Origin of the sequence: Veillonella sp. R32 (genome assembly GCF_010093125.1) — a bacterium.
Taxonomy (GTDB): domain Bacteria; phylum Bacillota; class Negativicutes; order Veillonellales; family Veillonellaceae; genus Veillonella_A.
Genome location: NZ_NMZQ01000047.1, coordinates 63,394 through 73,771, shown reverse-complemented (window position 1 = coordinate 73,771; position 10,378 = coordinate 63,394). Strand labels below are relative to the sequence as shown.

General features: G+C 40.9%; 10 protein-coding genes. All 10 read right to left on the bottom strand.

Features of this window, described 5'->3' with window-relative positions; all coding sequences use genetic code 11:
• Positions 1 to 70: 70 nt before the first annotated feature.
• Positions 71 to 637 (bottom strand): GerMN domain-containing protein, encoded by a 567-nt coding sequence (locus tag VER_RS09395; RefSeq protein ID WP_162100567.1) that lies wholly within the window; start codon positions 635 to 637, stop codon positions 71 to 73.
• A gap of 5 nt (positions 638 to 642) precedes the next feature.
• Positions 643 to 1,839, bottom strand: a complete 1,197-nt coding sequence (locus VER_RS09390; protein WP_162100566.1) for an N-acetylmuramoyl-L-alanine amidase — start codon at positions 1,837 to 1,839, stop codon at positions 643 to 645.
• A 316-nt stretch (positions 1,840 to 2,155) separates the two neighbouring features.
• Complete coding sequence (locus tag VER_RS09385) at positions 2,156 to 3,100, bottom strand: ComEC/Rec2 family competence protein (protein ID WP_162100565.1); 945 nt, start codon at positions 3,098 to 3,100, stop codon at positions 2,156 to 2,158.
• Between the two features lie 17 nt (positions 3,101 to 3,117).
• A complete protein-coding gene (locus VER_RS09380; protein ID WP_162100564.1) occupies positions 3,118 to 4,665 on the bottom strand; it encodes an NAD(P)H-hydrate dehydratase in 1,548 nt (515 codons plus the stop codon).
• 29 nt (positions 4,666 to 4,694) lie between these two features.
• Positions 4,695 to 5,057 (bottom strand): holo-ACP synthase, encoded by a 363-nt coding sequence (gene acpS, locus VER_RS09375; protein ID WP_162100563.1) that lies wholly within the window; start codon positions 5,055 to 5,057, stop codon positions 4,695 to 4,697.
• A 60-nt stretch (positions 5,058 to 5,117) separates the two neighbouring features.
• Positions 5,118 to 5,765 (bottom strand): ribulose-phosphate 3-epimerase, encoded by a 648-nt coding sequence (rpe, locus tag VER_RS09370; protein WP_162100562.1) that lies wholly within the window; start codon positions 5,763 to 5,765, stop codon positions 5,118 to 5,120.
• A gap of 4 nt (positions 5,766 to 5,769) precedes the next feature.
• Positions 5,770 to 6,630 carry a ribosome small subunit-dependent GTPase A gene (gene rsgA, locus VER_RS09365; RefSeq protein ID WP_162100561.1) on the bottom strand — a complete coding sequence of 287 codons (861 nt, stop codon included), beginning with the start codon at positions 6,628 to 6,630 and terminating at the stop codon, positions 5,770 to 5,772.
• A 7-nt stretch (positions 6,631 to 6,637) separates the two neighbouring features.
• Positions 6,638 to 8,569, bottom strand: a complete 1,932-nt coding sequence (gene pknB / locus VER_RS09360) for a Stk1 family PASTA domain-containing Ser/Thr kinase (protein WP_162100560.1) — start codon at positions 8,567 to 8,569, stop codon at positions 6,638 to 6,640.
• Positions 8,570 to 8,584: 15 nt separating this feature from the next.
• Entirely contained in the window at positions 8,585 to 9,286 is a 702-nt protein-coding gene (locus VER_RS09355) for a Stp1/IreP family PP2C-type Ser/Thr phosphatase (RefSeq protein ID WP_162100559.1), read from the bottom strand.
• A gap of 25 nt (positions 9,287 to 9,311) precedes the next feature.
• On the bottom strand, positions 9,312 to 10,352 hold the full coding sequence (gene rlmN, locus VER_RS09350) for a 23S rRNA (adenine(2503)-C(2))-methyltransferase RlmN (protein WP_162100558.1): 1,041 nt from the start codon (positions 10,350 to 10,352) through the stop codon (positions 9,312 to 9,314).
• Between the last annotated feature and the right edge of the window lie 26 nt (positions 10,353 to 10,378).

The following is a 10,378-nucleotide window of genomic DNA, read 5'->3' as shown; positions in this document are numbered from 1 at the left end:
CAGTCCTTGTGATATGTCCTCAATTTACTTCATATACACTCCCATATGGAAGGAAGCATTTGAAGTTTTATTATTTTACAATCTGCTGTTCCATACGACTCATAGGTTCACTTACATCATAACCACCATAGGTTTTGATGGTTTCACCATTCACTAAGAGTTGTACTTTTTTAACTGCATCAAAGCTAGTAGCCGTATTTACGATGGAGGCTAATCGAAGCTGCGCACTTAATCCGTCTATGTTACCACCTTCTAAGAATTCCTTAGAAAGATTAATACGAGCAATACCATCTTTAATCGCTACGTCTTTTACTGTAACATTCTTAGGAAAAACAGGATAACTTTGACGACTATCTTCATCAAACAAGAAAGAAATCGCGTATTTTAAAGTTTTCTTATCACTGTCTACCGTAATTGTCTGTGGTCGAACGCCTTTACCATCATCCCGTGGCACATAGACAACCATTTTAGCCATCGTATCTTTGTCAGCCGACTTAGTACTTTGACTTTCTGCCGACGTAGCAACCGCTTGTTTGTTTCCCTCTGCCGAATCAGTAGCAATGGAACTACAGCCTGCCATGACTAACATCATAACGGCTAAGAGGGTTGTAGAAATGAGTTTCACATTACGTAACATAGTCATTACCCCCTAAAATAGTTTTCAATGCCATCGGCAATTTCATCAGCAAATTCTTGTTGCACTGCATCAGATTTCAATAAAGCTTCTTCCTTAGGATTAGAAATAAAGCCTAATTCAACTAATACAGCAGGCATCAACGAACGACGTAATACGTATAAATTACCTGGTTGAATGCCACGGTCACCACTAAAGCCAGCTTCATCAGCAATTTTTGCTTGAATCCGTGAAGCTAACCGCGTATCATACTGTGTTTTATCATAGTAGTATGTGGAAATGCCCCCTACGCTTGGATTACTAAAGGAGTTAATATGGACACTAATAAATATATCCGATTTATTCGCCGTTCCTACATCAACACGAGCCTGTAATTCATCAGGACCAGAGGCATTAGGTCCGTATACGTCCACATCCGTGGTACGTGTCAAATTAACTTTCGCCCCTTTAGCTTCTAATGCTTTTTTCAATTTCATAGAAATTGGTAAGGTTACATTTTTTTCCATCAAACCAGTAGGACCAATCGCACCAGGATCACTACCACCATGACCAGGGTCAATGGTAATTACTTTACCAGCAATACCACCACTCGTCTTATAGTCAACGGTCACCGCTTTTGGCTGACTAGCCGTTGCCACAACTGTTGGTGGTTTAGCTGGTTGCGTACTTGTGTTGGTAGTACTTGATTTCTTATTAGATTTTTTATCAGTATTCACCGTACTTGTGGCCGTAGGCTTTGTCACTTTAGGTGTGCTACCATAGTACACACTGCGTGGAGCTACCCCTTTTTGTTGAATATCAATCACCATGCGATCTGGTTTATTATTCACTTTATCCTTCTTCAAGGAAAATACTTTAATATCTCCCACATCAATTGAATTTGGTGTGTTAAGCACAACATTTACATTCTTACTGCTTTGTTTTAATTGTGCCTTCGTTACAATCTTAGGATCCATAGTCAAAGATGTATCGTCTGTCTTTAATTTTACATTCTTCAGTTGTACCGTTGTAGTCGTACCAGCCTTATCAATAGAGGCCGACGCATCTACAGGCGCCGTTAAACTTAAAACTACACGGACAAAAGGTATGGGCGCATCATTTCGTGTTACCCAATTAACATCTGTTACATCTGCTGCTCGTACCGACATAGCCCATAAAGGAAATGCTATAACAGTAAACAACAGAGCTAACCATAGTTTTCGCAACAATCTCACTCCTATCACTGGCCATATGTAATCATTAGGCCCCTTATTAGCTTCTAGTTAATTTTTACGTAAGTTCACAACACATAATCCTTACAAGCCTCATAGCTTCTAGCTTACCTAGAAAACCATATGGACATGTTTAGTTTATTATAACATAGGATTTTAAAGAATCTTGAAAAGTCCTGTATTTTCATAGACTGTTCACAAACCAAACATACGCTCCTATAGGGATAAAGTCTTTTGCGAAAAGGCTTTTACTCACACCATAGGAGCGTATGTTTCAATTAATCGTCTTTCAGTTTTTACTTGACAAGATTTATCGTTCTGTCGTTACATTCCATGTATTGCCATCCGTATGTATGCGAATGGTTCCTTGCGTATCTGTTCGATATACTAAAATATTCTCATCATTGAGACGTTTTAAGGCCTGAGACGTAGGATGACCATAATCATTATGTAAGCCTACAGAAATAACAGCTAATTCAGGACGCACCGAGCGTAAAAAATCTTTTTGTGAAGAACTAGCACTGCCATGATGCCCTACTTTAAGCACACGACTAGACAACTTTGTATTCTCTTCTTTAATAAGCCTGTTCTCTTCAGCCCGAGAAGCATCGCCTGTAAATAACATAGAAAATTTACCAAATGTTAATTTACCTACAATGCTATTATCATTAGGGTCTGGCCGTCCTTTATTATCTAGGATATAATTTCCTTCATCCGGAGCATATACGGTAAAAGTGGCGCCACTGCCTAAATCAACAACAGCCCCTTTATATAGGGCACTGTGAGCAATGTTTTTAGCCGACATATTCTTGATATAGGTTTTATACACAGACGTAGAGGCATCCATGCCATTATCGTACACATGACCGATCGGTATGCCTGCTTTAATTAAAGCATAAAACCCACCCATATGATCCGCATGAGGATGCGTTATAATAACATTTTTTAAAGAGCTAACATTATATTGCTTTAATAAAGCAATCAATCGATCGCGATGATCCACATCACCGGTGTCAATTAAGGTATACTCATTCCCTACTTTTATCAAATGAGCATCACCTTGACCAATATCTAAGGTATATACATCTAGGGTACCCGTTATAGCATCACTGGCTTGGCTAGTAGTAGCACTCGAACCCTGGCCCATATTAGGAATGTTAGCTTGTAAATTACAGCCACTTAATGATAGAGAACCTGCTACTAAAGCAATGACAAGGGTAATATAGGTTAACCAACGTTTAATATAATATTGCATATTCCACCTTTTACAACTTATTCTTCAAGTTCTAGTAATTGAGTCATTACATAAGGCACTTCACGAGCTACCTCAGAAGGCGTAAAACCACGCTGACGCGACTTATATAGTTCGTCAGCAGCGGCCCCATGAAGGAACACCCCTACCATGGCCGCTTCTACTTCTTCAAGACCCTGCCCTAGTAAGCTAGCAATCACACCGGTTAAGGCATCACCCATACCACCAGTGCCCATGCCTTCATTGCCGCTGCTATTGACAGCCACTAAACCATCAGGCGAAGCGACTACCGTAGGCGCTCCTTTTAAAACGAGCACCACTTGATATTTTATAGCAAATTGCCGAGCTACTTCAATGCGATTCGCTTCAATGGCATCAACCGTCAAGCCTGTAAGGCGAGCAAATTCACCAGGATGGGGGGTCATAATTACAGGTCGTTCGCGTTTACTAAACTCCATACCTACAATATCCATATGACCTAATGCCCAAAGTGCATCAGCATCAATGACTAAAGGCACTTCTGTAGTGGTCATAAAATTCTTAGCTAAGGTAGTCGTCTCTTCATTGCGACCCAGACCCGGCCCCATTGCTACCGCTTCTTTATCAGCACTATGCATACGTAAATGAAGTAAATTACCAAAGGATCCTGTCATAACTTCTGGCATTACCTTCGACTGTAACATGGTTAAACAATTGGAAGGCACTACCGTTGTTACTTTGCCAGCCCCCGTATAAATAGCGGCTTCTGACGCTAACAAAGGGGCTCCAATCATGCCATCTGAACCACCAATGATTAACGTATGACCATTAGACCCTTTATGCGCCGTTGGTTCCCGTTCAGGCAACAAAGCGGCCACTAAGTCAGCAGTTATTAATTCCGTTGGAAAATGGTCATTACTTTCATCTAATAAAGCTGTTTCCCAAGCAAACCCCAAGCCTTTTACAATAATCTCACCACAATACGATTTACCTGGATATAAACACATGCCTTGTTTAGGTGCCCCAAAAGTAACGGTTATATCCATTCCTAAAGCACCTGTAGCCACAGCACCAGTATTAGCGTTTAGACCTGAAGGTACATCAATAGCTACTAATAATGTGTCAGGATACGTATCAACATGAGCATCCATCCGATCTAACAGTTCTAAAATTGGCCCCTGTAAGTCTCCTTGTAAGCCAGTACCTACTAAACCGTCAACAATCACATCAGCGGCTTCAAATACATCGCCATCAGCTAATGTTAATACAGGAATCTCTAACGCCTCAACCGTAGCTAACTGTGCTTGAAATAGAGCTGAGCCTTCTTTATGGTCCTTTGGTAACACAATGCGCACTTCATGGCCCCATTCTTCTAATTGTCGAGCCGCTACTAGACCATCAGCACCATTGTTACCTTTGCCCGCTACAATAACTACCTCTAATGGCCCTTCCTTCTCCTCGAAGGCTGTGACAATCGCTTCAGCCACACCACGACCAGCATTTTCCATTAAAACAGCCAAGGGTAAATGCCCCTTGGCAGGGGCCCATTGATCAATAAAGTTTGCTTCTTCTTTGGCTAAAATACGCATATAAACTCCTCTCTATATTCAATGCTGCTTTATCCTAAAAGTATAGTCGCCACGGCATAAGCCTGGCAATGGCTAATGGATACAGTGATGTTGGTATATCCACTGGCTTCATACATAGATTTAAACATTCCAGTCAGTACCATATAAGGCGCCCCTAATTCATCACGGCGTATTTCCATATCTTGCCACGATCCATACCGAAATCCAGTGCCTAAGGCTTTAACAAACGCTTCTTTAGCAGCGTACATACCAGCTAAAGAGGCCGATTTTTGCTTGCCCCGACTATTGGCATAGGTAAGCTCATGCTCCGTATATACTCGACTTGCAAAGTTTGGTCTTTTTACTGCTTTCGCAATACGCTCTATTTCAATAATATCTGTACCTAGCTTCATGCATACTCCTTTCACGGATAGTCTAAAATAAAAGCCCCTGAAATTCAGGAGCTTTTATTACTAACCACGTAAAGAACGAATCATGTCAGCTCGATCAGCAGCCCCAAAGACAGCTGAACCAGCTACTAAAATATCAGCACCTGCTTCACGAACTAAAGGAGCTGTCTCTAAGTTAACACCACCATCAACTTCAACTACACCATTCGTATTTTCATAATAATCAAATAAAGCTTTCGCTTTTTTTATTTTTCGTACTGCATGAGGAATAAATGATTGCCCCCCAAAGCCTGGATTTACACTCATAATTAAAATCATGTCTAAATCAGCCGCAATATCTTCTAACATAGCTACAGGGGTAGAAGGATTTAAAGATACACCCGCTTTCATGCCATAGGATTTAATTTCTTGTACCAGACGATGCATATGTGGTGTTGCTTCTGCATGAAACGTAAAATATTCAGTACCAATATCAGCAAAGGCTTTTACATAATCGGCTGGATTCGTCACCATTAAATGTACGTCAAATGGCAAAGCTGTGTGTTTACGCAACGCTTTAATCACCGGCGCACCAAAGGTAAGATTCGGCACAAAATGACCATCCATAATATCAATGTGTAATAAATCGGCTCCACTTAGTTCGATATTTTTAATTTCTTCTTGTAAGCGTGCAAAATCAGCGGATAACATAGAAGGCGCAATTTTTACCATAGTCTCACCATTTCCTTTGACTGCGAATTTCTTCACGAATGACTAAATACGATTCATAACGACCAGCACTAATTTGACCAGTCGCTAACGCTTCCTTCACACCACACACGGGCTCATGCTCATGATAACAAGGGCTAAACTTACAGTCTCCTTCGGCGGCCAAAAATTCAGGATATAAGGAAGGTAATCGTTCTTCCGAAATATCACTAAAATCAATGGCACTAAAACCAGGTGTATCCATAATAAAGGAATCCCCATCTAAACTATATAAGGAGGCATGCCGTGTCGTGTGACGACCTCTTTTTATTTTATCACTGACTGAACCGGTTTGAAAAGCAAAAGACGGTTCAATCGCATTGAGTAAACTACTTTTGCCTACTCCAGAAGGGCCCGCAAAAGCGCTCACTTTATGATGTAACTGTTCTGTTAAAGTACTTAGCCCTTCACCGGTACGGGTAGAAGTAAGAATCACGGTGTACCCAATTTGACGATACACCGCTGCCAAAGTAGCGGTACTATCATCTTGTAAATCACATTTATTAATACAAAGCACTAACGGAATATCAGCATGCTCAATCATAACAATTAACTTATTAAGTAACAATTCGTTAATATCTGGCTCATGGGCGGCTACAACTAAAATCACTTGATCTAAATTTGCTACATGAGGGCGTTTTAACTCATTATGACGAGGTAGAATTTTTTCAATTGTCCCCGCAGGGTCAAAGGTAACACGATCACCCACTAATAAGGAATACCGTCCTTGTTTCAACCGACCGCGCACCTTACACTCATGAACTTGACCATCCTCAGCTTGCACGTAGAAATAACCGTTCATATTTTTTATGACAATGCCTGTATTCATAATCCTCCTACAAGGTTTGATCCTGTACTAATGCACCATTTAAGTAAACTTGAATTTGAACTTTACCAGTCCCCGACACATCTTTAACAATACGTTCACCTGGCTGCGCGGTTCCATCAAAAACGGTATGTGAACCAGCATCGTCAGATACGACAATGCGAACCGACTGATTAGCTTTACCAGATGGTACCGTAATATCTACCGTGCCTTTCGTAACTGCATTACTATTAGCAGGTTGCGTGGTAGTTTCTTTTTTAGCTTCCCCAGTTAAAGAAACAGCTGTATTAGCATCTAACGAACTGCCTGCTTCTGGGCTTTGTTGAGTAACTAACGCAGTGTCATCACTGCTACCGCCAATTGGACCTACCGCAAGACCTAAGGCACTTAATGCTTCTTTAGCATCTTTAATAGTCATCCCTACTAAATTAGGTAATTCTACTTTTTTACTCTTCACGCGATTAACCGTAACATCTACGGTAGTCCCTTTAGTCACTTTAGAGTCACCTGGTGGGGATTGCATTAAAATAACCCCATCCTCTTTACCATCTTCTGAAGCGGTCGTAATCTTACCTACCACTAAGCCTAAACTCTTAAGCCTGCTCTTCGCTTGATCTAAGGTCATGCCTGTTAAATCTGGCATAGTAATATCGCCAACACCTTTACTTACCACAAGATGTACAGTCCGTTGTTCTTTTACTTGTTCACCTGCTTCTGGGCTTTGGGAAATAACTTGTCCTGCTGGAACATCGGGATTCGATACTTCACTAGTAGATACCCGTAAGTGATTATCTTCTAAAATATGCTTAGCTACTGATACTTGCTTACCTACTACATTCGGTACATCTACCGTAGCATTGCTCCAGAAATTACCAAAGCTTAAAAAAGCCCAAGCAAAAGCTAATAAAAAGACGAAGAAAGCACCTAATAAAATATACTTCTGTGGCAAGCGAGACAATTTAGTAAGCCAACTGTCCTTCACAGCTTCGCCACCATAATATGTATCTTCCTCATCTAATTCGCCATAAGGAGCTTCATTAACGGGCACCATTACTTGTGTGCCGAAGTCATGTGGAACTCTGCGACCACTATTGCTGTTTACAAAACCTTGAGACATACGCAAGGCAGAAATCATATCAGTAATGTTACTAAATCGATCTTCTGGTCGTTTAGCAAGGGCTTTAATAACCGCCGCTTCTAATAAAGTCGGAATGCTTGGATTGAAACGGGTTGGAGGAATTAACTTTTCCCGCACATGTTTCAAAGCCACACTTATAGGTGTTTCCCCTTCATACGGTACACGCCCTGTAAGCATTTCATATAAAACAGCCCCTAAGGAATAAATATCGGTACTGCCATTAACAGGTTTACCACTGGCCTGTTCAGGCGATAAATAATGAGCGGATCCCATAATGGAGTTAGTATACATCATCGTTGTACCCGCATTCATAGCCCGTGCAATGCCAAAATCAGTAACTTTAATACGCCCCTGCTTTGTAATTAACACATTATGAGGCTTAATATCGCAGTGAACAATCCCCATTGCATGGGCATGTTCTAACCCTTCTGCAATGGCGATGGTAAATTTCACTGCATTATCAATAGATAAACGCTCATGGCGCATAATATATTCTTTTAAGGTTTCCCCTTCAATATATTCCATGACGATATAGTGATACCCCTGATCAAATCCTACATCGTACATACTTACAATATTAGGATGACTTAATTTACCAGCGGCTTGCGCTTCTCGTTTAAAGCGCGCCACAAAATCATCATCACCAGCAAAATTTTGGTGCAATACTTTTATGGCTACGGGACGGCCTAATAACATGTCTTCCCCTTTAAACACATCAGCCATACCACCGACGCCTATTTTGGAAATAATTTTATAGCGATTATCAAGGATTAACCCCTGTAATTTTGTTGCGGTTTCTTTCATGTTCTCACCTCACTCCTAGTCGATGCTACCAATTACAATCGTTACATTATCACGAGCTCCCTGATCATAGACTAATGTCATTAAGTCTTCCAATAAACGATCATCTTTCGCTTCGTTACGGAAGGCTTCTTCAATCACGGCTTGTTCAATATAACCAGTGAGGCCATCAGAACACAACAAAATTCGATCTCCTGGCGCTAATTCCTCGACGCCTGCATCAATATCTACAGTAGGACCAACTCCCACAGCACGGGTTAAGACATTGCGCTGTGGATGTTGTAACATATCATCCGCTTGTAACTCGCCAGCATCATACAAGGCTTGTACCATGGAATGGTCCGTACTAATTTGTGTGAGTTGCCCCTCATGAAACACATAGAGTCGGCTATCGCCTACATTGGCCCAATATAAGGTGGTACCTACCACATATGCTACAACTGCTGTAGTCCCCATACCTTCTAAGGCTGGGGTAGCTTGTACTCGTTCAAAAACAGCAGTATTGGCTTTTGCCATAGCTTGACGCAAAGCCTCTACTGACACAGTTTGCCAATTTTGCATATCCTCAGCAAGGGTATCGACTACCAAGGTGCTAGCAATCTCCCCACCTTTATAGCCACCCATGCCATCGGTGACTATACAAAAGGATTCTCCAATATAAAATCGGTCTTCATTGCGCTGTCGCACTAAACCAATTTTACTCATGCCTATACTCTTCATAGGTCCTCCTTCACACATGCCTCAATTATTTTAACTGTTGCTGCGCATGTTGTACTTTTAACTGACCACAGGCGGCTTGAATAGCATCACCCATTTCTTTACGCACAGTAACAGCTACGCCATAAGAAGCCACAATATTACGGAACGCTTCCATTTGACGTCGAGACGGCTTAAAAAGCTGAATATGTTCATTTCCATTTACAGGAATTAAATTAACATTGCAATTAGGGAAGTCTTTTACTAAAGCTCCTAATTCATGAGCATTTTCAATAGAGGAATTAATGCCTTCAATTAAAATATACTCAAACGTTACACGGCGATCCGTTTTTTCATAATAAGTCTTCACCGCTGCCAATACATCCGCTAAGTTATAATGGGCTCCAATGGGCATAATTTCACGACGAATTGCATCATTAGGCGCATGTAAACTAAGGGCTAATGTAATAGGAATGCCTTCATCAGCTAATAAATAAATATTTTCTACCACCCCACAAGTTGATAAAGTCATACGGCGATAGCCGATATCAAAAGCTTCTTTCTCGTGGAGCAAGCGAAGTGCATTAATAGTATTCGTGTAATTCTGTAAAGGCTCGCCAGCGCCCATGACTACAATCGAATGAATACGTTCTTTTAATAAAGCGCCGAACAACAGCACTTGAGCTACAATTTCATGAGTTTCTAAATTGCGATACAAACCACCTGTAGTGGAGGCACAGAATACACAACCCATAGCACAACCTACCTGCGACGATACGCAAACAGAGTTGCCATAATGTTGTTTCATCAATACCGTTTCTACCTGATTACCATCAGCTAACTTGAGTAATAATTTCTTCGTCAACCCATCAGGAGCTGTCTTTTCCGTTACTATGTCAGGGGTAGACAGCACACAATGGGCCTGCAACCAATCACGCATATTACCTGGCAACTGCTGCATAGCTTGAAAATCAAAAATGTAGCGTTTATATATGTAATCCATAATTTGCTTAGCTCTAAATTTTGGAAAACCAGCTTCCACAATTATAGCCTGCAATTCGGTGAGGTTCTTACCTAATAATTCTATCATAATTATATCCTTAAGTAATCAATTTT

Excerpts from the sequence above, each read along its gene's own strand:
- VER_RS09395 (WP_162100567.1), bottom strand. The coding sequence starts at position 637 with ATGTTACGTAATGTGAAACTCATTTCTACAACCCTCTTAGCCGTTATG.
- acpS (WP_162100563.1), bottom strand. The coding sequence starts at position 5,057 with ATGAAGCTAGGTACAGATATTATTGAAATAGAGCGTATTGCGAAAGCA.
- rsgA (WP_162100561.1), bottom strand. The coding sequence starts at position 6,630 with ATGAATACAGGCATTGTCATAAAAAATATGAACGGTTATTTCTACGTG.
- pknB (WP_162100560.1), bottom strand. The coding sequence starts at position 8,569 with ATGAAAGAAACCGCAACAAAATTACAGGGGTTAATCCTTGATAATCGC.
- rlmN (WP_162100558.1), bottom strand. The coding sequence starts at position 10,352 with ATGATAGAATTATTAGGTAAGAACCTCACCGAATTGCAGGCTATAATT.
- VER_RS09380 (WP_162100564.1), bottom strand. The coding sequence starts at position 4,665 with ATGCGTATTTTAGCCAAAGAAGAAGCAAACTTTATTGATCAATGGGCC.
- rpe (WP_162100562.1), bottom strand. The coding sequence starts at position 5,765 with ATGGTAAAAATTGCGCCTTCTATGTTATCCGCTGATTTTGCACGCTTA.
- VER_RS09385 (WP_162100565.1), bottom strand. The coding sequence starts at position 3,100 with ATGCAATATTATATTAAACGTTGGTTAACCTATATTACCCTTGTCATT.
- VER_RS09355 (WP_162100559.1), bottom strand. The coding sequence starts at position 9,286 with ATGAAGAGTATAGGCATGAGTAAAATTGGTTTAGTGCGACAGCGCAAT.